The sequence below is a fragment of the Janthinobacterium paucivorans genome (assembly GCF_051380805.1).
GTDB classification, from domain to species: Bacteria; Pseudomonadota; Gammaproteobacteria; order Burkholderiales; family Burkholderiaceae_D; genus Janthinobacterium; species Janthinobacterium lividum_D.
The window spans coordinates 69,065-95,223 of record NZ_JBNYXR010000001.1 but is presented as its reverse complement, the minus strand read 5'-3'; the positions used below and the strand labels follow the sequence as shown (position 1 = coordinate 95,223).

The following is a 26,159-nucleotide window of genomic DNA, read 5'->3' as shown; positions in this document are numbered from 1 at the left end:
CAAGCTTACTCGGCTTGCTCAGCATCAACGTCGTCGGCCGGCTTTTCATCGGCGTAGACTTTTTTCGGCATGACTTTGCGCTCGAACACGGCGGCGAAGAAGCCGTCGGTCTGGTGCAGATGTGGCAACAATTTCAGGTAGTCGCCCATTTCCAGTTCGATCTTCTGTTCAGCCAGTACCTTGCTCATCGGCACCAGGGTGAAGTCCGGATGGGCGGCCAGGAATTGCTCGGCGATAAAATCGTTTTCTTCGTTCAGGAAGCTGCAGGTGGCGTACACCAGGCGGCCGCCGCCCTTGACCAGGCGCGCCGCGCCGGCCAGGATGGCTGCCTGCTTGGCTTGCAGTTCGACGATGGAGTTCGGCTGCTGGCGCCATTTCACGTCAGGATTGCGACGCAGGGTGCCCAAGCCACTGCACGGGGCATCGACCAGCACGCGGTCGATCTTGCCCGCCAGGCGCTTGATCTTGGCATCGCGCTCATGCGCGATCTGCACCGGATGCACGTTCGACAGGCCGCTGCGGGCCATGCGCGGCTTCAGCTTGGCCAAGCGCTTTTCCGACACGTCGAACGCATACAAACGACCCGTATTGCGCATCAGCGCACCCAGCGCCAGGGTCTTGCCGCCCGCGCCGGCACAGAAATCGACCACCATCTCGCCGCGCTTGGCGCCGACGATCTGCGACAGGATCTGGCTGCCTTCATCTTGCACTTCGATCGCGCCGCTTTGGAACAATGGCATGTTTTGCAGCGAAGGCTTCTTGATCACGCGCAAACCCAGCGGCGCATATGGCGTTGGCGTGCTGAGGATAGGTGCTTCGGCCAGCGCCAGCATCACGTCCTCGCGCGTCGCCTTGAGCGAGTTGACGCGCAAGTCCAGCGGCGCCGGTGCGTTCAGTGCATCGGCCAGCTTCATGGTCTCCGCTTCGCCGAACTGGGCGATCAGCTTGTCGAACAGCCAGGTCGGCATGTTGGCACGCATGTTCGACGGCATCAGGCTACGGTCGATCTGCGTAATGCGTTCCAGCCATTCGACTTCTTCTTCCGTCAGGCCGCCCAAGGAGTCGGCGCCCACCGCTTCGGCCAGGCCGAGGATGGTCAGGCGGCGCATGGTCGGGCCACTGCCCGCTTCGGCGAAATCGGTAAAGAACGATTTGTTGCGCAGGACGGCATAAATGCCTTCGGCGATGGCGCCGCGTTCGCGCGAACCGAGGCGCGGATGGTCACGGAAATAGCGCGACAGGGTGGTGTCGGCCGGGGCCGTGAAACGTAAAATTTCGCGCAATACTTCTTCAGCATTGGCGAGTATCGCTGGTGGCAATCTCATTGTTATTTTTCCTGTAATATTTTATTGAGGGCCCACGCGGACCTGGCCATGCTCGACTGACAGTTTATCGTCAATGAACAGGCGAATGGCGCGCGGGTAAAGCAAATGTTCCTGTACCAGCACGCGCGCCGATAAGCTGTCTTCTGTGTCGTCTGGCAAGACTGGCACCACCGCGCTCGCCACGGCCGGGCCGTGATCGAGCTCGGCAGTCACGAAATGCACGGTCGCGCCGTGTTCCGTCACGCCCGCCTCGAGCGCCTGGCGGTGCGTCGCCATGCCCGGGAACAGCGGCAGCAGCGACGGGTGGATATTGAGCATGCGCCCCGCATAATGCTCGACGAAAGGCGGCGTCAGGATGCGCATGAAACCGGCCAGCACGACCAGGTCGGGGGAGTAGCCGTCGATCACGGCTTGCAGCGCCGCATCGAACTGCTCGCGGCTGGCATAATCCTTGTTGGCAACGACTGCCGTCGCTATCCCATGTTCTGCGGCAAAAACCAGTCCCTCGGCGTCGGCCCGGTTACTGATGACGGCGACAATACGCGCTGGCCATTGCTCGGCTTGCGCCGCGCGGACGACCGCTTGCATGTTGCTGCCGCGTCCAGAAATGAGGATAACGATATTTTTCATAGCGCGCATTGTACCTGCTATGGCGATGCGAATCTAGAAAGGCCGGTATTATTGTTGCGCCGCAACATAAGCGCCGGCGCGCCTCAGCCGACTGGCATGGCCGACTGTGATCTGCGCGAGAGGCCGATTTTTCGGCGCTACGGCAAGAGTAAGTATTTACTCGAACGAATAGAAGACGCGGAACGGGACTTTCTTCTCGGCCCAATAGTCGGCCGCGTCGCGGAACACGTCGAGCAGGATCTCGCGCGCTTCTTTATCAAATTTTTGTGTATTTGGCAATTGCTCGAGCACCACCAGAAAGCCCGTTTGCGTGCCGGCCTTGTGCATGGTGTCCGTCAGGCACAGGCGCAGGGCATCAAAATTCTTCGCCAGGTTTTTCGGAAACAGGAATGCTTCTGCAATCATGCCGATGACTTGTTGTTTGGTCTGCCCAGCGTTGCAATGCGCATATAAAAAGTGCTGCCCGAGACGGCTTGCCTCGTCTTGTAACTCGGTCACGCGAAAGGCGCGGATGGACTGGACAAGGTTGGGCGGCACGGTTAGTAACAAACTCATTTTTCCCTCAAATCGACCTGTTATGTATGGATTTTTCTAGCTGCTCTTCTTATTGCATCCCCGCACGCGGGTCAATACGCACGCGGTGATTCGATCTGTCTCAACTTTTATGCGATTCAGTGCGATTTTATATAAGCCATACGCGTATTAGGGTAACGTGTTGTCCTGCATGAATCAACCCGAATGTGATGTCAAACGCAAGATTTGTTACAAACCGCTGGTTTCAAGTCACCCAACATCTTGTATCGTTTGAAAGTGCATGTTACAGACTGTGGGGCAAGGGACTTGGGCTGTTACATTTTGTTGCCACGCAAAACACTTGTCTAGTGCTAGCGCGACTACTATAGTCTCAAGTTATAAAAAATACCCTGAAAGATTCTCTCCATAATGAGGTTACAAATGAACTTGCAAGCCAAATTGATGATGTCCGCCCTTTGTATCGGCGCATTGCCACTCGCTCAGGCTGCCGACTTTGAAGATTTTGCCAGAGTCGTACGCGTTGTGCCGCAAGTGGAACAGATCAATCGTCCACGCCAGGAATGCCGTACGGAATACGTGCAAGTACAGGCACCGCAGCAGCAGCGCAGTGCTGGCGGCTCCATCGTCGGCGGTATCGCCGGTGCCCTGCTCGGTAGCCAGGTCGGCGGCGGCAATGGCCGCACGGCCGCCGCAGCCGCTGGCGCGATTGCCGGCGCCGTCGTCGGTGACCGCGTCGACAACCAAAACAACTACCAGGGCGGGGTACAGGAACAAGCCATCAAGCAATGCCGCCAGGTCGACCACTGGGAATCGCGCAACAATGGCTACCAGGTCACCTACGACTACCGCGGTCGCAACTACACGAGCATCATGTCCTACGATCCGGGCGAACGGATCCGCTTGCGCATCTCCATCGAGCCCGCTCAACAGTAAGGCCTGACATAAGCTGCTGCGCGTCGGCATAGGCGGCCTGCGATGCTCACCGGCTCGGCGCCCCCGTACAGAGTACGGTCGCGCTTCTCGGCCACCTCTTCCTTCCGCACGCGACGCTTCTGTCAGGCGTTGTTACTCATGATTAAAATGCCGATCCCTAAGGGTCGGCATTTTTTATGGCACGCTATAATGCGGCTCACTTTCAGGCCGCCTTATGCTCATCAAACGAAAATCCATCGAACAAGTCGAATCGTCGCGCCCCGCGCGCAAGCCCCGCTATGCCCCTGTCACCCTATCCGAAATGGATGGCGTGCGCTATTTGCATTTCGGCACGGAATGGGTGCAAGGCGCCATGCGCATCCGCAAGCCGGACTGGCCAGAGCTCGAATACGCGCAGCAGATGATGGCGTGGATGCTGTGGATAGAGCAACCACAGCGCCTTGCCCAGCTGGGCCTGGGCACGGGGGCACTGACCAAGTTTTGCTACCGCCAGTTCCCGCAGGCGCAAGTCGAAGCGATTGAACTGAACCCGTCCGTCGTCGGCATCTGCGCCTCGATGTTCAAACTGCCGCCCAACGACGAGCGCCTGCACGTGCGCGAGATGGATGCGCTCGACTACGTCAACGACGACACCAAACACGGCACCCTGGATGCACTGCAAGTGGACCTGTACGACGCCACGGCGCGCGGCCCCGTGCTCGATAGCGCCGATTTCTATACCGCCTGCTGCGCCTGCCTGGCGCCGCACGGCATCATGACGGTCAACCTGTTTGGCGACCACCCCAGCTACGCCAAGAACATCAAGGCGATGAAGTTTGCGTTTGCACAGGTGATCTGCCTGCCGGAAGTGCATGATGGGAACGTAGTGGCGATCGCCTTCAAGACGAAAGTGGCGCTCGATACCGAAGCGCAAGCGGCCCTGCTGGAACGGGCCAAACAGATCGTCGCCGAAACCAAACTGCCCGCCAAGACCTGGGTCAAGGGCATCGTCAGCACCCTGTAACCGCCGGCAAGGCCGGCAGCCCGAAAAGGCGCCGGCCATGCCAGACTCCGTTCCTCTGCCCCCTGCTCCTCTGCCCCCTGCTCCGGCTGTACCGCTGGAACTACCGCAACTGCTGACCTGGCTGCAAGAGGACGGCTTGCTCGATGCGGCGCAAGCGGCCGCCATCGGCGCCCAAGCCGCCCTGCTGCCAGCACCGCCCTTGCATCCACTGTGCAACATCGCCCATGCTGGGCTGACGCTCGACACCCTGTGCGCGTGGCTGGCGCAGCGCGCCGGCTTGCCGTATATGCGCATCGATCCCCTGAGTATCGACTTCAGCCAGGTGGCCGACGTCATGACGGCCAGCTATGCGGCCCGCTTCAACATCCTGCCCGTAGAAAGCACGCGGGAACGTATCGTCATCGCCACGGCCCAGCCCTACGCCCTCGCTTGGCAAGCGCAACTGGGCAAGCTGGCGCCACGCAAGCTGAGCCTGGTTATCGCCAACCCGCTGCACATCGCCGATGCTATCGCGCAATTTTTCAGCCTGGCCAGTTCCGTCAAGGTGGCCCGGCAAGCGTCCACGCAAGACTTGACGCTGCGCCAGAATGTCGAGCAACTGGTGGAGCTGGGGCGCAACAAGAACAGCCTCGACGCCAACGACCAGCATGTCGTGCGCATCGTCGACTGGCTGTGGCAATACGCGTTTGCCCAACGCGCCTCCGACATCCATTTGGAACCAAAGCGCGACACTGGCTTCGTGCGCCTGCGCATCGATGGCCGGCTGCACCAGGCCTACCAGCTGCCGCCCGTGGTACTGCTGGCCATGACGGCGCGCATCAAGTTGCTGGGGCGCATGGACGTGGTGGAAAAGCGCCGCCCGCAAGATGGCCGCATCAAGACGCGCAATGCGCAGGGCCAGGAAATCGAACTGCGCCTGTCGACCTTGCCCACGGCCTTCGGCGAAAAACTCGTCATGCGCATCTTCGACCCGGAAGTCGCCGTCAAGAGCCTGTTCGAGCTGGGCTTTCCGCCCGCAGATGCCGAACGCTGGCGCCAGCTGACGACGCGCACGCACGGCATCGTGCTGGTGACAGGGCCCACAGGCTCGGGCAAGACCAGCACCCTGTACAGCACCTTGAAGGCGCTGGCCAGCAGCGAAGTTAATGTATGCACGGTGGAAGACCCGATAGAAATGGTCGAGCCGGCCTTCAACCAGATGCAGGTACAAACCCAGGCCGGCATCGAACTATCGTTTGCCGATGGCGTGCGGGCGCTGATGCGACAAGATCCCGACATCATCATGGTGGGCGAGATCCGCGACCTGGCCACGGCCGAAATGGCCATGCAAGCTGCCCTGACGGGCCACCTGGTGCTGTCTACCCTGCACACCAACGACGCGCCCTCGGCCGTCACGCGCTTGCTGGAACTGGGCTTGCCCGCCTATCTGCTCGAAGCGTGCCTGGTCGGCGTGCTGGCGCAACGGCTGCTGCGCTGCCTATGCCCTGGCTGCAAACAGCCGGACGCCGCCCCCGATGCCGCGCCATGGCAGCGCCTGACGGGCGGACAGCTGGAACGCCCCCAGGCCATATACCGCCCGGTCGGCTGCACCCTGTGCCGGCACAGCGGCTACCTAGGGCGGGCCGGCATTTATGAACTGCTGAGCGTGACGGAAACGTTCGGCCAGCTGGTCAGGGCCGGTGCCGACCTGCACGCGCTACGCCGTCAAAGCATCGTCGACGGCATGACGCCGCTGCGCATCGCCGGCGCGCGCAAAATCGTCGATGGCACGACCAGCATTGATGAAGTGCTCAAGCTCACGGCAGCGCTGCCTTAGCAGACCCGCACTTTCTCGCAGGAATGCTTTGCATTCTTTTTCAACTGATATATAATGCGGCCTCTTTCGGGTCGTTAGCTCAGCTGGTAGAGCAGCGGACTTTTAATCCGTTGGTCGCAGGTTCGAATCCCGCACGGCCTACCACGAATGCGCAGTACTAAAAAGCCCCTCCCCACGGAGGGGCTTTTTTCATTTGCGCGACCCTGCCAGCGGCAGCAGGCGCTGGGCAGCGCCGAGGCCGCCCTTGCCCACCGCAGCCGCGCATGTCTGGACCGGCTTTGTCATCAGCTCGCCACCCATGGCCTTGAGTTCCTGCCGTTGTGTTCCTACCCTTGTGTTCCTGCCCTTGTGTTCCTTATGCGCCGCCACTTGCGCCGTCGACATGCTGGCCGGCACCGCGTCGATGCAGCATGCCTACTTGGGCGCCCGCCTTGGCAGTACTGGAAGCCATGGGCAATAATGTTGTCCGCTGTACTTTTTTCACTTCCCGGACCACGCCCATGACCTCACCCCGTCTTCGCCACTCCCTAACGGCCCTGCTGATCGCCGCCACCTGCGCCTCGCTGGCAACGCCCATCCACGCCGCCGATGCCACGCCGGCATCGCCAGTTGCCGCCACGCAAACCAATGCCAAGCACGCCATCACGCATGAAGACGTGTGGCTGATGAAAAGAGTCGGCGCCCCCGTCGCCAGCCCGGATGGGCGATGGGCCGTGTTTTCCGTCGTTGACAGCGCCTACGATAGCAAGGAACAATGGTCGGATCTGTGGATCAAGTCACTGACTGACGACAGCGCCGCGCGCCGCCTGACCTATTCCAAAAGCGGCGAAAGCGCCGTGGCATGGTCGCCGGACAGCCGCCAACTGGTGTTTGTCGCCAAGCGCGATGGCGATGAGGCGGGACAGATTTATCGCCTCGACGTGGCCGCTGGCGGCGAAGCGCAGCGCCTGAGCTCGCTCACCCTCGGTGCGCGCATGCCAAAGTGGAGCCCGGATGGCAAACAATTGCTGTTTGTCAGCGATATTTATCCAGGCAACAAGTCGGAACGCGACGTCAAGCAAAGCGCCAAAGAGCGCAAGGAGCGCAAATACAGCGCCCGTGCGTATGAAACAACGGCGCCCCGCCATTTCGATAAATGGCTGACCGACAAGCAAGTGCGGCTGTTCATCGTCGATGCGCAGCCTGACGCCAAAGGCGAGAACTCAGCGCGCGACATCCTGTCGGGCACGCAACTGGTCACCCTGCCGGGCTTTGGCGGCAGCCAGGGCGATGAGGGACAATCGCTGGACGCCGTATGGACGCCCGATGGCCAGGCCGTCGTCTTCAATGCGGCCACCAACCACGATGCGGCGCAGCGCGAAACCGTGCTTGCCCAACTGTATCTGCTGCCCGTGGCCGGCGGTGAAGCGCAGCGCCTGACGCAGGATAAGCATAGCTACAGCTCGCTGAAATTTTCCGCCGACGGCAAGACCCTGTTCGCCCTCAGCGACGCGCAAACAGCGGGCAAAGTATATGACGTGAAACGCCTGGCCAGCTTCGCCTGGCCGATGAGCAACCCTGCGCCGACAATCTTGAGCGCCAAGCTGGACCGGTCGATTTCGCGCTTCGTGCTGCCCGAAGGCGGCAAGCGCGTCATCTTCAGCTATGAACATGCGGGCCTGGAAAAGCTGTACTCGATCGACGCCAGGGGCGGCGAGGTGCGCGAAGAACCATCCTTGCCGACCGGTAGCATCAATTCGCTGAGCAGTGGTGGCAAGGCCCTGGTGGGCGTGTGGGAGTCGAGCATCAACCCGCCGGAAATCTACGCCTTCAATGGCAAGCAACCGAAACGCCTGACGGCCTTCAACACGGACAAGGCGAATAAAATCGACTGGCAGGCGCCCGAGCACTTCTGGTTCACCACGGCCGATGGCCGCCAGATCCACAACATGCTCGTCAAGCCCGCCAACTTTGACCCCAACAAGAAATACCCGCTGTTTACCGTCATCCACGGCGGCGCGGCCAGCATGTGGCGCGACCAGTTCGTACTGCGCTGGAACTATCACTTGCTGGCCAAACCAGGCTATGTGGTGCTGCTGACCGACTACAAGGGTTCCACCGGCTATGGCGAGCAATTTGCGCGCTCGATCCAGTTCGACCCATTGAAGGGGCCGGGCGATGAAGTCAACCAGGGTGTGGATGAAGCGATCAAGAAATACCCGTTTATCGACGGCACGAAACTGGCCGCTGGCGGCGCCAGCTATGGCGGCCACCTGGCCAACTGGCTGCAAGCGACCAGCACGCGCTACAAGGCCATCGTCTCGCACGCGGGCGAAATGGACTTGATCATGCAGTGGGGCACCAGCGATGGCGGTTTCGGCCGTGAAACCAATGCAGGCGGCCCCGTCTGGTCGAACCTGCCCGTATGGCGCGATCAAAGTCCAATCATGCAAGCGGGCAATCACGAGAAAGGTACGGGATTTACCACCCCCATCCTGATCACCGTGGGCGAGCTCGACTATCGCGTGCCGGCCAACAATGCGCTGATGAACTTTGCCGTGCAACAGCGCCTGAACGTGCCGGCAAAACTGCTGGTCTTCCCGGATGAAAACCACTGGATTTTGAAGGGCGAAAACAGCCGCTTCTTCTACAGCGAAGTCGAGGGCTGGCTGGCGAAGTATCTGAAATAAGCAAGGACACACGAGCGGGCGTCCTTGCTGGCAGCGCAGCGCAAGCGCCGGCAAGGCAAAACACAAAAGCCAGGTATGCGCATGCGCAGACCTGGCTTTTTTCATGTAGGCAAAGCCTTTGCTGCTGCGACTGACGCCGCCTCGCTTACTTCACCTTCAAGTCATTCTTGACATCCGTGACACCTTCCACGCCACGGGCCAGGTCGGCGGCTTTTTTCACCTGCGTCTGGGAAGGCACGAAGCCGCTGAGCATGACGACGCCATTCATCGTTTCCACGTGAACATCGAGCGCTTTCAAGTCATTGTCCTTGACCAGGTCCGCCTTGATCTTGGTCGTAATGACGGAGTCTTCCACGGCTACCTTGGTACTGCCAGCGGCATTGCGCGTCATGCAGGCGACCTTGGCTGGCGCATCCATGGCGTCGCAGTTTTCCTTCATCATGGCAGGCGGATTTTGTGCCATATGGGTGCCGGCCCTGGCACCCATGTTGGCGTCGGCCAGCGCGGCCGTTTTCGATGCCTTGGCATCGTTCATGCACGCTGTCTTGTCGGCGCCGGAGCGCTCGCCGCACTTGGCCTTGGCCAAGTCATACTCGGCATTGGCGATATCCTTGCGCGCCTTGCCCAGCTCACGCGGCGTGTTGCGGTATTGCGCCACCGCATCCGCATCGGCCTTGCTGCGCGCCACCTTGGCTTCTTCCACGCAAACTTTTTTCGCGTTGCCGCTGCGGGCATCACAGGCGGCCTTGGCCTGTTTGTAGTCGGTCGACGCCTGGTCCATCAAACGCTTGTAAGCGCCATCCTGCGCATGGGCAGGCGTGGCGGCAAGCAGGGCGCTGGCACTGGCGGCCAGCATGAGTGCGATCATTTTGTGCATGATGATTCCTCTCTGGTTAGTTGCTACCCAGATTAGACCCCTGCCGCGCATAAAGCTCCGTGCGACAGCACACACTGAGCAGCCATGCGCGCAAAAATCAGCGTCTATTTGTCGCCGCTCAAGCCCTCCCGCCACACTAGTTGCGCCTGTTCAAATGGTGAAGCGGCACCATCAAAGGCAGTCGCGCCATCGGCCAGCGCCAGCCATGCCTGCGTGGCGTGGGAACTGCCGACACCGCCGCCCGCACTGTCGCCGCTGGAGCGCACGCCGCGCATCCAGGACAGCACCTGCTGATACTGCCCAGGATGGCGTCCATGCATCCAGGCCAGGGCCACCAGGTCTGCATAGGCCTCTTCACGGCGCGTTTCGCGCAGCTCCTGCGCCAGCGGTGTCAACTTGCCCCGCTGCATGGCGGGCGAGTCGACAAAGCCGTGCGGCAAGGCGTGCCAGTGGCCCTGGGCGTAGCGCTGACAATGGCCGATTTCATGCGCCATCATCGCTTCCATCATCAGGCCATGGTGCGCGGGCAATACATCGTGCAAGACGCCCTGCGCCTGCGCATTGCCGCGCAGCGATAGCACCAGCTTGCAGCGCCCGGCTGCATAAGCGAGCGCCAGCGGCACAGCGCCAGGGGCATCCTGCGGTTGCACGATGATATCGATGAGCAAACCTTGCGCGCGTGCAAACACGATGACGGATTGGCCCGCCTGCAGCCAGCGGCTTTCCAGCTCGGTGAGCTGGGCGGCAGCCCCGGCGGACGGCAAAACAAGGAGTAGGCTAGACAGCAAGAACGGCTTTGACATGGGATCGATGGGAAGAAAGGCGGATGGAGCACTGCAGAGTAAGCGATGAAAATATTTCCGCAAGGAAAAACTGGCAACTTTCCCTCAATAAAGATGAAAAAAAACCGGTGCAGCAGCACCGGTTTTTCACCCTCGGCATGGCCGAGTTCAGGGCTATTTCTGCGTCGCTTGCTGCAGTGCGCGGGCGGTGACGAATTGCGGACGGATATCGTTAGGCACCACCTTCATCTTGTCGAGCGCCACTTGTACTTCAGGGCGTATCACCACGTACTTGCTCATCATTGCTTGCGCGCGCGCATAGTCCCCGGTCGCCTCGATGCTCAAAAATTCACGGTCCAGGTCGATCACGGCTTGCTTGATCTTGCCGAAATCAACGCCGAATTTGCCATCGCCCAGGGAAACAAAACCGCCCTTGTCGAGGATGTAATTGATCTGGATGGCCATGCCGCGCGCATGCGAATCGGTCAGGCCGAAATGCAGGGTACGGAAGCCGGAGGCGAGGAAAGTGTTGTACAGCTTGCGCTCGGCCGCCTCGCCCTGGCCCAGGGTATCGTTGAGTTGTCCTTTGTCCATCATGTAGCGCAGCGCGTACAGGCCCGTAATGTCGGCCTTGGCTTCTTCGATGGTGGAATACGCTTCCTTCAAGTCCTGGCGTGGCGTGGAGGGCTTGCCGTCGACGACGGTGGCATGCGGGCCCAGGCCATGCATGATTTCATGCGCAAGAATGTGCGTGAAAAAGGAATTGAAATCGACATCCTGCTGCGCGTCGGCGGTCAGCACTAGTGTCGAGATCGGCATTAGAGTGGCCTTGAACTTGGCTTCCTGCACGTTTTTCAGCATCACGCGCTTGGAACCGCGCGCGCTGATGATGCGCTCGTCGTTGGGCAAGTTGTAGGCGGCTGTCTGCACTGCCATGTTGCCGTCGCCCGCGCCATACACCTGGTTGACGACCACCATCGGTGCCAGCGCGCCCACTTTCGGGTTGCGGTACCGGGCGTCCAGCGGCAGGTTGTCTTCCAGCTCCTGCATGTGCTTGGCGAAGAAATTGAGCTTCTGCGTTTCGGCCTGGTCACGGATATTCACATACGCTTCGAACGCGGCCTTGTAGCCAAACAGTTCGTCGTTATACGTTTCGTACGGACCGATGGTGATGTCGACCGGCGAATCGAGGTCCATCCAGGCAAAGTCGGATGGCAGGTAATCGTTGTCGAGGAAAGCCTTGGCGCGCAGGGTAAGGAATTTCTTCAGCGAGGCATTGTCCGTGGCGGCCGCCGCTTCGTCGAGCAGCTTGGCCAGTTGTTTCAACTCCACCTTGTACTCGTCCGAATACTTGAGCGTCTGATATTTGCCATCCTTGCCCGCGCGAATCGTCGTGAAGAACCATTGCGCCTGCTGCTTGTCATCCGCCGACAAGCCATTCATCCACGTTTCAAGGCTGGCCTTGGTGGCGCCCGGCGGATAGAAATTGCCCGCTTCCGGCTTGTGCGCGGGAATGGCGATGCCCGCATAGCTGGCCGGCATGAACGTGGCGTGCGCGTCGAGCACCGACCACGGTCCCTTGTTGATCCAGAAATAGTTGAGGCGCGCCTGGCCCAGGGCCGATTTATCCTTCTTCAAGGCGGCCCACAGCGCTTCATTACCGGACCAGCGCTGGCGCAGTTGCAGCACGTCAACCAGCTTGGCTGCTTCGACCAGTTTGGCGATGGCCCGGCGGTCGCCGAGGGACAGGTGCGTGATATCGGCGCTCAGCGCAACGGGCGCATAACGGGCGCTCATGGCTGTCAGTTGTTGCGCCGTGGCCGGGGTTACTGGTGCGGCGACTGGCGTGGCGGCGCAGGCGCTGCCGACGGCGGCAGCCATCAACAGGGGAATCAAGAGTTTTTTCATGGCAGTCTCGGTTAGATTTTTCGCAGAAGCGGCCGGCGCGACTGGCGCGCTACCGCTTTCTTGCTCAGCCTGCGATTGTAATCGACCTGCCCGCAAGGCACGACCATGAGCTTAGCCAACCCGGTAACGTCGACGGCGTCCTTAATTGGCCTTCGCCGCTGGCGCAGACGCCAGCTTCGCCAACTCGCCATCCGGCTGCCAACCGGCGCCCAGGGAACGGGCTACGGCGACACTGGCCAGCAGGCGCTGGGTTTTGATCTGCACGGCGGCGCGGTCCGCTGCCAGCGAGCTGCGCTGGGCGTCGGTGACGTCCAGATAAGTCGAGATGCCGCGCTCATAGCGCGTGCGCGCCACCAGGTAGGCACGCGCGGCGGCGGCCTGCGACAAAGCCTGGGCATCGCCCTGCAACTGGCGCTGCTGCACGTCGGATAAAGCGTCTTCGACCTCGCGCAAGGCCGTCAGCAGCTTGCTTTCGTGATTCGCCACGGCTTCCGCATAGCGCGCCTTGGACAGATCCAGGTTGGATTGGTTGCGGCCAGCGTCGAAGATGGGCAGGGACAGTGCCAGCGGGCCGAAACTGAACTGACGCGAACCGCCTTGCGCCAGGTCGCGCAGTTTTTCGGATGCATAGCCGAAATTGCCCGTCAATTGCAGCGATGGGTAAAACGCGCCTTCGGCCACGCCTACTTGCGCATTCGCCGCGCGCAGGTTCGCCACGCTGGAGACCAGGTCCGGGCGATGCGCCAGCAGGCTGGCCGGCAAACCGACCGGAATGGCGGGCGGCAGTGGCAAGCTGGAAGGCTCGGCGGCCAGCGGCAATTGCAGCGCCGACGGCGGTTTGCCCGTCAGGGTGGCCAGGCTGTTTTCCAGTTGCTGGCGCTGACGCTGGACTTCATGCAGGTCGGCTTGCGCGTTCGACAGTTCGACTGTCGTTCGCGCCAGGTCCAGCTCATTCGTCAGGCCCGCATTGAAGCGTGCTTCGACCAGCTGTGCCGACTCGCGGCGGGTGTCGAGCGCGCCGTTCAGGATGGCCATTTCCGCATCCAGCCCGCGCAGCTGCCAGTAATTGCTGGCCACTTGCGCCGACAGCATCAGCAGCACCCCGTCGCGCTCTGCCTGCGCCGCCAGCGCCTGCGAGTCAGCCGCTTCGACCATGCGTTTCACGCGACCGAGCAAGTCGACTTCATACGACAGCGAGCCGCCCACGGAAAAATTATTGCCGCTGATGGAGCGCTTGCCCAGAGCCAGGCCCTGCGAGGTGTTGGCCGAGGTGCGCGAATTCGAGATGCCCGTGCTGACGTTGACGCTCGGGCTCTGGTTGGCGCGCGCCGTACCGCTTTGCGCCAGCGCCTGCAGCAGGCGCTGGCCGGCCGCCTTCACGCCGGGATTGTCCTGCAGCGCGCTTTGCTCCAGGCGGTCCAGGGTGGCGTCGCCGTAGATGCGCCACCACTGCCTGGGTAGCTGCGCGGCGTCGGCTGCGCCAGCGCCATGGCGGAAAATGCCGTTGTCAACGCCGGCCACATTGGCCGGGGCGGTGAAATCCTGGCCCACGCTACCGCAGGCGGACAGCGCCACGGCAAGGGAAGCGGCCAGCGCGATTTTCGTCAATACTGTTTGCATGATGGTTTGCATGATGATTACCTTCTTGTTCTTGAGGGGCTGCTGTGCGCGCTCAATGAGCGCCGCCGCCGGCACCGGGAGCTTTCAGTTTGTCGGCCAGCCACAGCGGCACGATGCACACCAGCAGGATGGTGCCGATAAGGAAAAAGCCATCGTTGTAGGCCATCACATACGCTTCGCGGCGCACGATGCCATCGATCGCCTGCAAGGCTTGGTTGCCGGCCGTGACGGCGTCATAGCCCTTGGCCATGAACGACGACGTCAGCTGGTCGAGGCGCAGCTGCGTGGCGCTGGAATACGCATTGATCGCTTCCCCCAGGCGCTGCGAGTGGAAGTGCTCGCGGGTACTCAGGGCCGTGGCCAGCAGGGCGATGCCGATCGAACCGCCCAGGTTACGCGTCATGTTGAACAGGCTCGATGCCGACGGCATGTCCTTCGGCGCGATGCCCTTCATGGCGAAATTCGACAGGGTCAGCATGACGAAGGGCTGGCCCAGCGCGCGCACCACCTGCGACCATAGCAACTGGTCGTAGCCGGTGGAGGCGTCCATGTAGGCATTCATCAGGCACGAACCGCCGAACAGCAGCAGGCCAAACGAGCACAGGATGCGGTTGTCCACCACGGACGACAGCTTGGCGACGAAGGGCATGATGAACAGTTGCGGCAAGCCCACCCACATGATGACTTCACCGATCTGCATCGGCGAATAGCCGGCGATCTGGCCCAGAAACAAAGGCAGCAAGAACGCCGAACCATACAGGCCCATGCCCGTCACGGCCGATAGCACGGTGGCGACTAAAAAATTGCGCTGGCCGTACAAGGCCAGATTGACGAACGGTTCGGCGCGCGTGGCGCTGGTAACGACCCAGCCCAGGATGCCCGTCAGGGCCAGCGCGGCAAAAATGATGATGAAGCCCGAGTCGAACCAGTCCTTCGAATTGCCTTCTTCCAGGAAGATGGTCAGGCAACCCAGGCCCAGGGCCATGAAGAAGATGCCCAGCCAGTCGGCTTTCCAGAACATCTGGAGCTTCATCGGCTCCTTGTCGAGGCCATACACCATGCCGGCGATCAGCAGCACGCCCGGTACCCAGTTGATGTAGAAGATCGAAGGCCAGCCATATAGCTCGGAGAGATAACCGCCCAGAGTCGGGCCCATCGCTGGCGCCAGGGTGGCCGTCAAACCGAAAATGGCCATGCCGACGGCACGCTTCGACGGCGGCAGCTTGAGCATCACCAGGGTGAACGCCATGGGGATCAGAGCGCCGCCGGTGAAGCCTTGCAGCATGCGAAAGACGATCATGCTTTCCAAATTCCAGGCCGTGCCACACAGAGTGGAGAACAGCAGGAAGAAAGCAGTGGTGCCTATCATGTAGGTACGCAGTCCGAACACGCGCGCCAGCAGCGCGGTAAGTGGAATGACGATGATTTCCGCCACCAGGTAGGCCGTGGAAATCCACGAGCCTTCTTCCTGGGTAGCCGACAGCGAGCCGAGGATATCCCTGAGCGAGGAGTTGGTGATCTGAATGTCGAGCACCGCCATGAAGGCGCCCAGCATGCCGGCGGCGACCGCCAGCCAGGTGCGAGCTGAGACTTTCTCGCTGATCACGGGAAACGCCGGCGATGCCGCCGATGTGATGGAAGGGCTGCTCATGGAAGCTTAGCGGGCGCTACTTTGGGCGGCAGGAGCAGTCGGCGCGACTAGCGCGGCGGCATGACGTGGGGCAACGGCCTTGTCCTGGGCCGACACGGGCTGGTTCACTTCCACTTCGGCGATCACCGACATGCCCGGCACCAGACGGCCATTGATGGCCTTGATATCTGCCGGCTGGAAGACGATTTTCACCGGCACGCGCTGCACGATCTTGGTGAAGTTGCCGGTAGCGTTATCGGCTGGCAGCAGGGCGAATTGTGCACCCGAGGCAGGCGCGAAGCTATCGATCGTGCCCACCAGTTTCTTGCCCGGCATGGCGTCGATAGTCACGTGCACGCTCTGGCCGCGCTGCAGGTCGGCCAACTGGGTTTCCTTGAAGTTGGCGGTGACCCAGACGTTATCTTGCACGATGGCCGTCAGTTGCTGGCCAGGCTGCACGCGCATGCCCGTTTCCAGGTTGCGCTTGCCGATGCGCCCGGCGACGGGGGCCAGGATGCGGTTGTATTGCAACTGCTGCTCGGCGTCCTTCAATTGCACGCGCAGCACGGCCACTTGCGCCTTGGCCACGTCGCGCGCGGCCTGGGCGGCGCCGATCTGCGCCTTGGCAGCCGCGGCGCTGTCACGGCGCGCGGCCAGATCGGCCACGGCACTGGAGCGGGCCGCGTTGGCGGCGTCCAGCTCCGCTTTCGAGACGGCTTTCATCTGGCTCGTATACAGCTGGCCATAACGCTCGGCATCCTGTTTCGCGCGCAACAATTGTGCGTCCGCTTGCGCCACTTGTGCCTGGGCCGCGCTTGCTTGCGCTTGTACTTGCGCGATCTGCGCGTCGGCCTGCAACACTTGCTGCTCGGCGCTGGCAATCTGCGCGGCGATCTGCTCGGTTTTCACGCGCTGGTCGAAGGGATCGAGTTCAGCGATGACGTCGCCCTCTTTCACCATTTGATTGTCGTCGATGAAAACCTGGGTAACGACGCCGGAAATGCGCGCCGAGACCGGGTGCACATGGCCGGAGACATAGGCGTTTTCCGTTTCCACGAAATAGTGGCTGCGGTACCACATGCGCGCACCGGCACCCAACGCCACCAGGACAATCAGGCCGGCAATGATTTTCACGCGCTTGTTCGGCGCTGCGGAGCTGGCGGAAGCGGCCGACGCAGGCGGGGCGGCAGGTGCAGCAGATGCGGCAGATGCGGCGGGTGGGACAGCGCTCAGCACCTTGTGCTCTGCTTGGCCTGGCTGATTGGACATACTCGCTCCGGAAATGAAATTATAGAGGTTCATTATTGGACAAAGAAATACCAAAGTCAAGAAATGAAACGATTGCATTTCATTTTAATTTACACTACAGTACAAGCCTGCACTGACCTTACAACTGATAAAAAGACCCAGACCATGTCCGATCCCGGCCTCAGCGAACTCTTGCCCAACGACACAGCATCCGACGCCGCCACCGAGGAGCCTTCCTGCTGCGGCAAGCCTGCCGGCCGGCCGCGCGCAGCCGACATGGAAGCGCGCATGGAAAACCTGCTACACACGGCTGGCTGCCTGTTTCTGGAAAAAGGGTATGGAAAAGTAAGCCTGGAAATGATCGCCCGCGAAGCCCATGTAGCAGTGCGCACGATTTATGTGAAATTTGGCGGCAAGGCCGGCTTGTTCAATGCCGTGGTGGAACAGCGCCGCGCCGCCTACTTCTCGACCATGCCCGCGCTGGAAACGGATATGCGACCCTTGTCCACCATCCTGGGCGAGTTCGGCTTACTGTTCCTGCAACTGGTCACGACGCCGGCGGCGATTCGCCTGCATCGCATGGTGGTGGCCGAAGCGGCCACACAGCCGGAACTGGCAGAAACGTTTTACAAGGTGGGACCGGGACAGACACGCGACATGCTGAGCACGTTTTTCAGCCGTCCCGACATCGCGCCGCTGTTTCGCGCGGAGTTGACGCCATCGATCCTGGCGCTACACCTGCTCAATTGCCTGCTCGAAGATCAGATGTCGCGCCTGCTGTTTACGCCGCAGACGCAAGCCGATGTGGTGCGGCTGCGCGCCAAGGTAGCGCTCAGCCTGGACCTGTTCCTGCGCGGCACCTTGCGTCAGCCGCACGTGGCCTGACGCGCGATTCAGCCGGGGCGGCCACCCTCTTCTTGCATCGCCGCTTCCGCACGCTCATCGCTGAAGCCCAGCGCACGCAGGAAGGGCTGGGCCGCCGACGGGCAATCAAGACCGAGTGAAGACTTACTTCCATCAAGACGCCCGGAACCATAGCACCTCAAATCAAACGAAGTTTCAAAGCGCTGCGCCAAGAAGTAGGTACGGAAGTAATCGATGGAAAACGCCACCTGGCCATCGACCAGCAGCAGCAAGCCATGCGCATGCAGCGGCGCCAGCCAGTCCCTTGGCGCCACGTTCCAACCCTTTACGCCACAATAATCGCTGGTAAAACGCTGCAGTTCCGCTTCGCCGAGAAACACGGTCTTGGCTTCGAACATCACGAACGCCAGTTCGATCAGGAATGCGCGCACATCGGCAGCCACGCCCTGCTGCGCGTCCGATTTACCCAGCAAGCCGTCAAAATAGGCGCGTTCGCTTGCCAGTTGTGGCAGCAAAGTGGCAAACACATACTCGGCATCCAACTGCCCCGTTTCCTGGCCATTCGGTGTGTACAGTACCGACAGCGCGAAGTTCTTGCTCACTTCGTCGAACTCGCGCAGCGACACCGTCCACTGCCTGCCCGGCGCCTCGCCATCGGCCCCGCGCGTGCCGAACTCGAGCACGGAAAACGCCGCCATCTGGCCATGCGCACCGTACAGGCTGCCGGGATTGCTCTTGAGCAGAATGCCCAGCGACTTCATCAGTGAACTGGCGTCGCCCGTATGCTGGTGGCCATGAAACACGGCGTGGATATTCTTGTAGTACGCGCGCTGTTCGGCACTGGCGTGCTCATCAGCGGAGAAAAAACTGAAGCCGGCATTGCCCAGCGCCGCCGCGCCGCCCTGCTGGCCGCCGCCCGGCACCAGGTAAAAACGCGCACCGGGCAAGCTGGCCGCCTGCAGCAAGGGACGCAGGAAGTATTCGTAGACATACGGGGGCGTCGTGCCAGCACAGGCATCGAGCGCCACCAACTGGCCAGTAAAGAAAATTGCATCGATCTGCTTGCCCGCCGCCAGGATAGCGGCCACATCCTGATGCAAGGCATGCAGCATCACGGCTTGATCTTGCTCATCAGCCCGACGCAAACGGGCATCGGCAATATGAAGGGCGGTAAACTTTTTCATTGTTGCAAAACTTTCTTAGGGCCTGTCCCGCTAGGGAGCGTCTTCTGCCGGTAGTTCATCCGGGGCGCCAGCAAGGGACGTATCCATCTGCTGGGACAGACTCCCAGCGTAGCGGGACTTGAGCGACCCACGCGCTGGCAACATTCCTGGAAAAATCACGCGCTGCTTTTGAAGCAAAAGCAAAACATGGTGACAGAGCTCCATTTTGCCACTTTCCCAGGCAACAATACTCACCAATATTCACATGCGATAGATGCGCCACAGCTTGTCCGCAGCATACGCTGGCGAGCTCAAGGGACATCAATGGAATAAAAAAACCGGGAACACGTCCCGGTTTTTTGATACTGAAAGTTAAGGCTTTATCAGCGCTTGCGCGGTGGCGGCAAATCCGTGCACACGCCTTCGTACACTTCAGCGGCCATACCGATCGACTCGCCCAGCGTCGGGTGCGGGTGGATGGTCTTGCCGATGTCGGTGCCATCGCAGCCCATCTCGATGGCCAGTGCGATTTCACCAATCATGTCGCCCGCATGCGTGCCAACGATGGTGCCGCCGATAATGCGATGCGTTTCTGCGTCGAACAGCAACTTGGTAAAGCCTTCTGCGCGGCCATTGGCCACGGCGCGACCCGAGGCGGCCCACGGGAAGTGGCCCTTCTCGACCTTGATGCCCTTGGCTTTCGCTTCGTCTTCCGTGATGCCGGCCCATGCCACTTCCGGGTCGGTGTAGGCGACCGACGGGATCACCTTGACATCGAAATGCGACTTCTGGCCGGCGGCAGCTTCCGCCGCCACGTGGGCTTCATGCACGGCCTTGTGCGCCAGCATCGGCTGGCCGACCAGGTCGCCGATGGCGAAGATATTGGGCACGTTGGTGCGCATCTGGCTGTCGACGTTGATGAAACCACGCTCCGTCACTTGCACGCCGGCCTTGTCGGCGGCCAGCTTCTTGCCGTTCGGGCTGCGGCCCACGGCGACGAGCACGAGGTCGTAGATTTGCGGCGCTGGCGCAGTAGCACCCGCTTCTGCCGCTTCGAACGTGACCTTGATACCTTCCGGCAACGCCTCGACGGCGACCGTCTTGGTCTTGGTCATGATGTTGTCGAAGCGCTTCTCGTTGAACTTCTGCCACACCTTGACGGCATCGCGGTCCGCGCCCTGCATCAGGCCATCCATCATTTCGACCACGTCGATGCGCGCGCCAAACGTGGAGTACACAGTCGCCATTTCCAGGCCGATGATGCCGCCGCCGATGACCAGCATGCGTTTCGGGATCTGGCGCAATTCCAGCGCACCCGTCGAATCGACGATGCGCGGGTCTTCCGGCACGAAAGGCAGCTTTACCACGGACGAACCGGCGGCGATGATGGCTTGCTTGAACTGCACGACCTTTTTCGAGCCGTCGGCTGCCGTCACTTCGATGTGGTTGGCGCTGAGGAACTGGCCCACGCCCGTCACCACTTGCGTCTTGCGCGCCTTGGCCATGCCGGCCAGGCCGCCCGTCATGTTCGAGATGACGCCTTCCTTGTACTTGCGTACCTGGTCGATATCGATCGTCGGCTTGGCAAACGTCACGCCCGTGTTGGACATATGCGCCGTCTCGTCGATGACGGAAGCGACATGCAGCAACGCCTTCGACGGGATGCAGCCCACGTTCAGGCACACGCCGCCCAGGGTGGCGTAGCGCTCGACGATGACGGTTGACAGGCCCAGGTCGGCCGCGCGAAAGGCCGCCGAATAACCGCCAGGACCACCGCCCAGCACCATCATGTCGATATCGATATCGACCTGGCCGCTGTAATTGCCGGCCGGGATGGCGGCGGCGGCTGGTGCGGATGGTGCGGCTGGTGCAGCAGCTACTGCCGCTGGAGCCGGCGCCGGTGCGGCAACTGCCGCGCCTTGCGTCGCCTCTACCACCAGCAAGACGCTGCCTTCGGCAATCTTGTCGCCGACCTTGACCTTGATTTCCTTGACGACGCCTGCGTGGGTCGACGGAATCTCCATGCTGGCCTTGTCCGATTCGACCGTGATCAGCGACTGGTCCAGCTTGATGGTGTCGCCGACCTTGACCATCAGTTCGATCACTTCGACTTCCTTGAAGTCGCCGATATTCGGTACTTTTACCTCTACTGTGCTCATGAATCGCTCCTTACAGCAGAATTTTGCGCATGTCGGCCAGGACTTCGCCGAGGTACACGGAGAATCGCGCGCCCATCGCGCCATCGACCACGCGGTGGTCGTAGGACAGCGAAGTGCCCATCATCAAACGTGGCTGGAAGGCCTTGCCATCCCATACCGGCTTGATCGAGGCTTTCGACAGCCCCAGAATCGCCACTTCCGGCGCATTCACGATAGGCGTAAAGTGCGTGCCACCGATGCCGCCCAGAGACGAAATGGTGAAGCTGGCGCCCTGCATGTCAGCCGGTTTCAGCTTGCCTTCGCGCGCCTGCAGCGACAATTCCGTCATTTCGCGGGCGATCTGCGAAACCGACTTCTGGTCCGCGCCCTTGATCACCGGCACCACCAGGCCATTCGGCGTGTCGGCCGCGAAGCCGATGTTGTAGTACTGCTTAAGGATCAGGTTTTCGCCCTTGGCGTCCAAGGACGCGTTGAACGCGGGGAATTTCTTCAGTGCGGCAACCGAGGCCTTGATGACAAAAGCGAGCATGGTCAACTTGGCCGCATCCTTGTTCTTCGCATTGGCCGCGTTGGTATCGACACGGAACGCTTCCAGGTCCGTCACGTCCGCTTCGTCGAATTGCGTGACGTGCGGGATCATGACCCAGTTGCGGTGCAAATTCGGACCCGAGATTTTCTTGATGCGCGACAGCGGCAGCAATTCGGTCGTGCCGAACTTGCTGAAGTCCAGCGACGGCCATGGCAGCAAGTCCAGACCCACGCCCGAACCGGCCTTGGCGACAGGGGCAGCATTGGCAGCACCTGGTGCGGCGACAGCGCCCGACATCACGCCCTTGACGAAGTTCTGCACGTCCTCCTGGGTAATGCGCCCTTTCGGACCGGAACCGCCCACGCGGGCCAGGTCCACGCCCAGTTCGCGCGCGAACTTGCGGATCGATGGCGACGCGTGCGCCAGTTTGCCGTTGACGGCAGGGGCTGAAGTAGCGGCAGGCGCGGCAGCAGGGGCAGCGGCTGGCGCCGAAGCAACGGCGGCGGTTGGCGCGGCGGCAGCTTGCGCGGCCGGTGCAGCAGCGGCGGCAGGGGCAGCAGCAGGAGCGGCAGCGCCACCGGTCGTTTCCACGACCAGCACCAGCGAACCCTTGGCAACCTTGTCGCCAACCTTGACTTTCAATTCTTTCACGATACCGGCGTGGCTCGATGGAATTTCCATGCTCGCCTTGTCCGATTCGACCGTCAGCAGCGACTGATCGACCTTGATCGCGTCGCCCACCTTGACCATCAATTCGATGACTTCGACTTCCTTGAAGTCGCCGATATCGGGCACGGTCACTTCGACCAGACCGCCGGCGGCTGGCGCAGGGACGGCGGCAGCTGTGGCGGCAGGTGCGGCTTCCGCAACTGGCGCGGCTGCCGGTGCAGGCGCAGCGGCGGCAGGCGCAGGCGCCGAGGCGTCGTCCGCCACTTCCAGCAGCAGCACCAGCGAACCTTCGGCGATCTTGTCGCCCACGTTGACTTTCAATTCCTTGACGACACCGGCGTGGCTCGATGGAATTTCCATGCTGGCCTTGTCCGATTCGACCGTGATCAGGGACTGGTCTAGCTTGACCGTGTCGCCTGGCTTGACCATCAGTTCAATGATCTCGACTTCCTTGAAATCGCCGATATCCGGGACTTTGACTTCCACAATGCTCATAGCTTGCTCCGTTATTTTATTTGTCAGATGGACCCGCACACACGCCAGGGCGGCACTTTCGCACCGCCCTGGCATCATCGGGTCCGCACAACGATTACTGGGTCACCGGATTCGGTTTGTTCGCGTCGATGCCGTACTTGGCAATCGCCTGCTCCACCACCGACACGTCGATCTTGCCTTCGTCAGCCAGCGATTTGAGCGCGGCCACGGTAACATAATAACGGTTCACTTCGAAGAACTCGCGCAGCTTGGCGCGGCTGTCCGAACGGCCAAAGCCATCGGTGCCCAGCACTTTATAAGTGCGGCCCTTCGGCATGAAGGCGCGGATCTGTTCTGCAAACGCGCGCATGTAGTCGGTCGTGGCGACGATCGGGCCATCCGTGTCTTGCATCAGCGACGTCACGTACGGCACGCGCTGCTGTTTCGACGGGTTGACCATGTTCCAACGCTCGGCATCCTGGCCATCGCGGGCCACCAGAGTCAGCGACGGTGCCGACCATACGTCCGCAGCCACGCCCCAGTCGTTTTGCAACAGTTCGGCAGCGAAGATCGATTCGCGCAAGATGGTGCCGCAGCCGATCAGTTGGACGCGCAGCTTGGCGTCAGCCTGGCCTTCCTGCAGCTTGTACATGCCTTTCAGGATGCCTTCTTCCTGGCCTGGCTTGATGCCTGGCTGGGCGTAGTTCTCGTTCATGATCGTGATGTAGTAGAACACATCTTCCTGGTTGGCGATCATGCGGCGCAGGCCATCCTGGATGATGACGGCGACTTCATGGCTGAAGGTCGGATCGTACGGCATGCAGGTCGGGATGGTCGCCGCGAAGATATGGCTGTGGCCATCTTCGTGCTGCAAGCCTTCGCCGTTCAGGGTCGTGCGGCCAGCCGTGCCGCCCATCAGGAAGCCGCGCGCGCGCATGTCGGCCGAAGCCCATACCTGGTCGCCGATGCGCTGGAAGCCGAACATCGAGTAGAAGGTATAGAACGGGATCATGATGCGGTCGTTGGTCGAATACGACGTCGCGGCGGCAATCCACGAGCTCATGCCGCCCGCTTCGTTGATACCCTCTTGCAGGATCTGGCCAGCCTTGTCTTCGCGGTAGTACATGACCTGGTCCTTGTCGACCGGCTCGTACAACTGGCCTTTCGGGTTGTAGATGCCGATCTGGCGGAACAGGCCTTCCATGCCGAAGGTACGCGATTCATCGACCAGGATAGGCACCACGCGCTGGCCCAGGTTCGGGTCTTTCAGCAGGGTAGAAATGACGCGCACGAACGCTTGCGTGGTCGAGATTTCGCGGCCTTCCGGTGTTGCTTCCAGCACGTTCTTGAAGGCGTCCAGGCCAGGCACAGGCAGGGTTTCTTCCGACTTCTGGCGGCGCTGCGGCAGGTAGCCACCGAGGGCCTTGCGGCGCTCGTGCAGGTAGACCATTTCCGGCGCGTCGTCGGCAGGCTTGAAGAACGGGATATCGGCCAGCTTGTCGTCAGGAATCGGCAGCGAGAAGCGGTCGCGCATTTCGCGGATCGCTTCGTCGTCGAGTTTTTTCGTCTGATGCGCCGTGTTGCGCGCTTCGCCGGACTTGCCCATGCCATAGCCCTTGATGGTTTTCACCAGCAGGACGGTCGGCTGGCCCTTGTGTTCCTGGGCAATCTTGAACGCTGCGTAGATCTTGTGCGGATCGTGGCCGCCACGGGTCAGGCGCCAGATGTCGTCGTCCGTCATGTTGGCGACCATTTCCAGCAACTTCGGATGCTTGCCGAAGAAATGCTTGCGCACGTAGGCGCCATCCTTGGCCTTGTAGTTCTGGTATTCGCCGTCGACGGTTTCCATCATCACGCGCTGCAAGATGCCTTCCTTGTCTTGCGCCAGCAGGGCATCCCAGCCCGGACCCCAGATGACCTTGACGACGTTCCAGCCGGCGCCACGGAATTCGCCTTCGAGTTCCTGGATGATCTTGGTATTGCCGCGCACCGGGCCATCGAGGCGCTGCAGGTTGCAGTTGACCACGATGACCAGGTTGTCGAGCATGTCGCGTGCGGCCAGGCCGATCGCGCCCAGCGATTCCGGCTCGTCCATCTCGCCATCGCCGCAGAAGGCCCAGATCTTGCGGTTGTCGGTCTTGGCGATGCCGCGTGCGTGCAGGTATTTCAGGAAGCGCGCCTGGTAGATCGCCATGTGCGGGCCCAGGCCCATCGACACGGTCGGGAACTGCCAGAAGTCAGGCATCAATTTAGGATGCGGGTACGAAGACAGGCCCTTGCCGTCGACTTCCTTGCGGAAGTTCAGCATTTGCTCTTCCGTCAAACGGCCTTCGAGGAAGGCGCGCGCGTAGACGCCGGGCGAGGAGTGGCCCTGGATGTACAGCAGGTCGCCGCCGTGGTCGGCCGTTGGCGCGTGCCAGAAGTGGTTGAAACCGATGCCCAGCATGTTCGCCAGCGAAGCGAACGAGGACAAGTGGCCGCCGAGGTCGCCGTCGGCGCGGTTGGCCTTGACCACCATGGCCATGGCGTTCCAGCGCATCCACGAGCGCAGGCGCTCTTCGTATTCCAGGTTGCCTGGGCAGTGTGCTTCTTGTTTGGTGGGGATGGTATTGACGTAGGCGGTGGTGCTGGAGAACGGGATTTGGGCGCCGCGGCGACGGGCCAGGTCGACCATGCGCTCCATCAGGTAATGCGCGCGTTCCGGACCTTCATTTTCCAGCACGGCTTCGAGCGCGTCCAGCCACTCCTTGGTTTCCTGCATATCCGGGTCGGTGCCGATCTGTGTCGTTACCTGATTCAGTTGAGCTGACATCTGTTGAGTCTCCTTTGTGAGCGCCCCACCCCGATTTTCCGGATCGCTGTCGGACGGTATTTCGCTGATTATTTACTATAACTTGGTTTAGTGAGAGGATTCTAACAGCGTATTTACTATTTTTCAAATTACGATATAGCATTTCATATCGTGAAATTACGCTATGAAATTTATGCTGCGCTGCCGCAAATTCTGCCCGGAAACCAGGATGCGCGCACCAGCAAACCAAATGAAAACCCCGGTCGTCCGCACAGGCATACCGGGCCAAGCGGGCCTGAAAAATGTCGAGGGCAAGGCGCGGCGACGCAGACAGTACGCCAGTACGGCAAGGAGCTGCAACGCCGCCATCGGCATTTTCTCAGGCTCGCGTCTTAGGCCCGCATTTATGCCGGGCCAGGCGGGCCTGAAAAATGTCGAGGGCAAGGCGCGGCGACGCAGACAGTACGCCAGTACGGCAAGGAGCTGCAACGCCGCCATCGGCATTTTCTCAGGCTCGCGTCTTAGGCCCGCATTT

19 protein-coding genes and 1 tRNA gene are annotated in these 26,159 nt (G+C 61.2%); 7 read left to right on the top strand and 13 right to left on the bottom strand.

What is annotated here, in order from left to right:
• Positions 1–5 precede the first annotated feature (5 nt).
• The 3 genes from ACQ4V8_RS00395 to ACQ4V8_RS00385 form a co-directional block, all read right to left on the bottom strand.
• Complete coding sequence (locus tag ACQ4V8_RS00395) at positions 6–1,325, bottom strand: RsmB/NOP family class I SAM-dependent RNA methyltransferase (RefSeq protein WP_010400934.1); 1,320 nt, start codon at positions 1,323–1,325, stop codon at positions 6–8.
• Positions 1,326–1,346: 21 nt separating this feature from the next.
• A complete protein-coding gene (purN, locus tag ACQ4V8_RS00390; protein ID WP_029496618.1) occupies positions 1,347–1,955 on the bottom strand; it encodes a phosphoribosylglycinamide formyltransferase in 609 nt (202 codons plus the stop codon).
• Between the two features lie 156 nt (positions 1,956–2,111).
• Positions 2,112–2,510: a barstar family protein gene (locus tag ACQ4V8_RS00385; RefSeq protein ID WP_196854710.1), complete on the bottom strand. Its 399-nt coding sequence runs from the start codon at positions 2,508–2,510 to the stop codon at positions 2,112–2,114.
• A gap of 399 nt (positions 2,511–2,909) precedes the next feature.
• Between ACQ4V8_RS00385 and ACQ4V8_RS00380 the strand changes: the two genes are divergently transcribed.
• The 5 genes from ACQ4V8_RS00380 (at position 2,910) to ACQ4V8_RS00360 (ending at position 8,910) form a co-directional block, all read left to right on the top strand.
• Positions 2,910–3,422 (top strand): glycine zipper 2TM domain-containing protein, encoded by a 513-nt coding sequence (locus ACQ4V8_RS00380; protein WP_436570724.1) that lies wholly within the window; start codon positions 2,910–2,912, stop codon positions 3,420–3,422.
• A gap of 214 nt (positions 3,423–3,636) precedes the next feature.
• Complete coding sequence (locus ACQ4V8_RS00375) at positions 3,637–4,425, top strand: class I SAM-dependent methyltransferase (RefSeq protein ID WP_436570723.1); 789 nt, start codon at positions 3,637–3,639, stop codon at positions 4,423–4,425.
• Positions 4,426–4,462: 37 nt separating this feature from the next.
• Positions 4,463–6,241 carry a GspE/PulE family protein gene (locus ACQ4V8_RS00370; protein WP_436570722.1) on the top strand — a complete coding sequence of 593 codons (1,779 nt, stop codon included), beginning with the start codon at positions 4,463–4,465 and terminating at the stop codon, positions 6,239–6,241.
• 68 nt (positions 6,242–6,309) lie between these two features.
• A tRNA-Lys gene (locus tag ACQ4V8_RS00365) sits at positions 6,310–6,385 on the top strand.
• 356 nt (positions 6,386–6,741) lie between these two features.
• Positions 6,742–8,910, top strand: a complete 2,169-nt coding sequence (locus ACQ4V8_RS00360) for a prolyl oligopeptidase family serine peptidase (protein WP_436570721.1) — start codon at positions 6,742–6,744, stop codon at positions 8,908–8,910.
• Positions 8,911–9,055: 145 nt separating this feature from the next.
• On the opposite strand, the gene ACQ4V8_RS00355 is transcribed toward ACQ4V8_RS00360, so the two are convergent.
• The 6 genes from ACQ4V8_RS00355 to ACQ4V8_RS00330 all read right to left on the bottom strand — a co-directional run bounded on the left by ACQ4V8_RS00355 (position 9,056) and on the right by ACQ4V8_RS00330 (position 16,996).
• Positions 9,056–9,787, bottom strand: a complete 732-nt coding sequence (locus ACQ4V8_RS00355; RefSeq protein WP_010400945.1) for a BON domain-containing protein — start codon at positions 9,785–9,787, stop codon at positions 9,056–9,058.
• Positions 9,788–9,891: 104 nt separating this feature from the next.
• On the bottom strand, positions 9,892–10,590 hold the full coding sequence (locus ACQ4V8_RS00350) for a hypothetical protein (protein WP_029496620.1): 699 nt from the start codon (positions 10,588–10,590) through the stop codon (positions 9,892–9,894).
• Between the two features lie 153 nt (positions 10,591–10,743).
• A complete protein-coding gene (locus ACQ4V8_RS00345; protein WP_436570720.1) occupies positions 10,744–12,477 on the bottom strand; it encodes a dipeptidyl-peptidase 3 family protein in 1,734 nt (577 codons plus the stop codon).
• A 141-nt stretch (positions 12,478–12,618) separates the two neighbouring features.
• On the bottom strand, positions 12,619–14,109 hold the full coding sequence (locus ACQ4V8_RS00340) for an efflux transporter outer membrane subunit (RefSeq protein ID WP_436570719.1): 1,491 nt from the start codon (positions 14,107–14,109) through the stop codon (positions 12,619–12,621).
• Positions 14,110–14,149: 40 nt separating this feature from the next.
• Positions 14,150–15,748, bottom strand: coding sequence for a DHA2 family efflux MFS transporter permease subunit (locus ACQ4V8_RS00335; protein ID WP_010400951.1), 1,599 nt, complete (start codon positions 15,746–15,748; stop codon positions 14,150–14,152).
• A gap of 6 nt (positions 15,749–15,754) precedes the next feature.
• Positions 15,755–16,996, bottom strand: coding sequence for an HlyD family secretion protein (locus ACQ4V8_RS00330; protein ID WP_196854703.1), 1,242 nt, complete (start codon positions 16,994–16,996; stop codon positions 15,755–15,757).
• A 144-nt stretch (positions 16,997–17,140) separates the two neighbouring features.
• Between ACQ4V8_RS00330 and ACQ4V8_RS00325 the strand changes: the two genes are divergently transcribed.
• Positions 17,141–17,860: a TetR/AcrR family transcriptional regulator gene (locus ACQ4V8_RS00325; RefSeq protein WP_436570718.1), complete on the top strand. Its 720-nt coding sequence runs from the start codon at positions 17,141–17,143 to the stop codon at positions 17,858–17,860.
• Positions 17,861–17,868: 8 nt separating this feature from the next.
• Here ACQ4V8_RS00325 and ACQ4V8_RS00320 read toward each other — a convergent pair whose 3' ends face one another.
• From ACQ4V8_RS00320 to aceE, 4 genes are all read right to left on the bottom strand, one after another.
• Positions 17,869–19,023, bottom strand: a complete 1,155-nt coding sequence (locus ACQ4V8_RS00320; RefSeq protein WP_436570717.1) for a hypothetical protein — start codon at positions 19,021–19,023, stop codon at positions 17,869–17,871.
• A 362-nt stretch (positions 19,024–19,385) separates the two neighbouring features.
• Complete coding sequence (gene lpdA / locus ACQ4V8_RS00315) at positions 19,386–21,161, bottom strand: dihydrolipoyl dehydrogenase (RefSeq protein WP_436570716.1); 1,776 nt, start codon at positions 21,159–21,161, stop codon at positions 19,386–19,388.
• 10 nt (positions 21,162–21,171) lie between these two features.
• Positions 21,172–22,854, bottom strand: coding sequence for a dihydrolipoyllysine-residue acetyltransferase (gene aceF, locus ACQ4V8_RS00310; RefSeq protein ID WP_010400958.1), 1,683 nt, complete (start codon positions 22,852–22,854; stop codon positions 21,172–21,174).
• A 94-nt stretch (positions 22,855–22,948) separates the two neighbouring features.
• Positions 22,949–25,645: a pyruvate dehydrogenase (acetyl-transferring), homodimeric type gene (aceE, locus tag ACQ4V8_RS00305; RefSeq protein ID WP_010400959.1), complete on the bottom strand. Its 2,697-nt coding sequence runs from the start codon at positions 25,643–25,645 to the stop codon at positions 22,949–22,951.
• A gap of 163 nt (positions 25,646–25,808) precedes the next feature.
• Here aceE and ACQ4V8_RS00300 point away from each other — a divergent pair.
• A partial coding sequence (locus ACQ4V8_RS00300; RefSeq protein WP_436570715.1) for a hypothetical protein occupies positions 25,809–26,159 on the top strand: 351 nt, incomplete at its 3' end.

Coding starts and splice junctions, on each gene's coding strand:
- ACQ4V8_RS00395 (WP_010400934.1), bottom strand. CDS start 1,325: ATGAGATTGCCACCAGCGATACTCGCCAATGCTGAAGAAGTATTGCGC.
- purN (WP_029496618.1), bottom strand. CDS start 1,955: ATGAAAAATATCGTTATCCTCATTTCTGGACGCGGCAGCAACATGCAA.
- ACQ4V8_RS00385 (WP_196854710.1), bottom strand. CDS start 2,510: ATGAGTTTGTTACTAACCGTGCCGCCCAACCTTGTCCAGTCCATCCGC.
- ACQ4V8_RS00380 (WP_436570724.1), top strand. CDS start 2,910: ATGAACTTGCAAGCCAAATTGATGATGTCCGCCCTTTGTATCGGCGCA.
- ACQ4V8_RS00375 (WP_436570723.1), top strand. CDS start 3,637: ATGCTCATCAAACGAAAATCCATCGAACAAGTCGAATCGTCGCGCCCC.
- ACQ4V8_RS00370 (WP_436570722.1), top strand. CDS start 4,463: ATGCCAGACTCCGTTCCTCTGCCCCCTGCTCCTCTGCCCCCTGCTCCG.
- ACQ4V8_RS00360 (WP_436570721.1), top strand. CDS start 6,742: ATGACCTCACCCCGTCTTCGCCACTCCCTAACGGCCCTGCTGATCGCC.
- ACQ4V8_RS00355 (WP_010400945.1), bottom strand. CDS start 9,787: ATGCACAAAATGATCGCACTCATGCTGGCCGCCAGTGCCAGCGCCCTG.
- ACQ4V8_RS00350 (WP_029496620.1), bottom strand. CDS start 10,590: ATGTCAAAGCCGTTCTTGCTGTCTAGCCTACTCCTTGTTTTGCCGTCC.
- ACQ4V8_RS00345 (WP_436570720.1), bottom strand. CDS start 12,477: ATGAAAAAACTCTTGATTCCCCTGTTGATGGCTGCCGCCGTCGGCAGC.
- ACQ4V8_RS00340 (WP_436570719.1), bottom strand. CDS start 14,109: ATGCAAACCATCATGCAAACAGTATTGACGAAAATCGCGCTGGCCGCT.
- ACQ4V8_RS00335 (WP_010400951.1), bottom strand. CDS start 15,748: ATGAGCAGCCCTTCCATCACATCGGCGGCATCGCCGGCGTTTCCCGTG.
- ACQ4V8_RS00330 (WP_196854703.1), bottom strand. CDS start 16,996: ATGTCCAATCAGCCAGGCCAAGCAGAGCACAAGGTGCTGAGCGCTGTC.
- ACQ4V8_RS00325 (WP_436570718.1), top strand. CDS start 17,141: ATGTCCGATCCCGGCCTCAGCGAACTCTTGCCCAACGACACAGCATCC.
- ACQ4V8_RS00320 (WP_436570717.1), bottom strand. CDS start 19,023: ATGAAAAAGTTTACCGCCCTTCATATTGCCGATGCCCGTTTGCGTCGG.
- lpdA (WP_436570716.1), bottom strand. CDS start 21,161: ATGAGCACAGTAGAGGTAAAAGTACCGAATATCGGCGACTTCAAGGAA.
- aceF (WP_010400958.1), bottom strand. CDS start 22,854: ATGAGCATTGTGGAAGTCAAAGTCCCGGATATCGGCGATTTCAAGGAA.
- aceE (WP_010400959.1), bottom strand. CDS start 25,645: ATGTCAGCTCAACTGAATCAGGTAACGACACAGATCGGCACCGACCCG.